Annotated in this window: 1 protein-coding gene; it reads right to left on the reverse strand. The window is 64.5% G+C overall.

Annotated features, from left to right (window positions below; genetic code table 11):
- Nucleotides 1-147 precede the first annotated feature (147 nt).
- Nucleotides 148-344, reverse strand: a 197-nt coding sequence (locus tag CWO89_RS46760) for a transposase (protein ID WP_502702969.1), incomplete at its 5' end; no start/stop codon positions are given.

Genomic DNA, 344 nt, shown 5'->3' on the forward strand with positions numbered 1-344 from the left:
TCCGCCGCATCAGGGCAAGGTCGTTGTCGTTGGCCGGCCGTGGCGGCCGGTAGACCCCAGAGCGCGCGATGCCAAGTAACATGCATTGCCGGCGGATCGACAGCGCCATGTCGGCGCGATCGAGCATTCCTCGACGGTCCGGCGTGCTCATCTTCCGGACCTCCGCGCTAAAAAATCGCGCTCGACTGTCAGTTGTCCAATCTTGGCGTGCAGCTTCTCGATCTCGCGTTCGCGCGCGTCCTCGCTCTCCCGCCCGACACCCGCGTCAAAGGCCCGGGCCGCCTGGTCCAGCAGTTGCTTCTTCCAGGCATAGATCTGGTTCGGGTGAACCTCATAGCGCTGGG

The sequence above is a fragment of the Bradyrhizobium sp. Leo170 genome, assembly GCF_004296405.1.
Classification (GTDB): Bacteria; Pseudomonadota; Alphaproteobacteria; order Rhizobiales; family Xanthobacteraceae; genus Bradyrhizobium.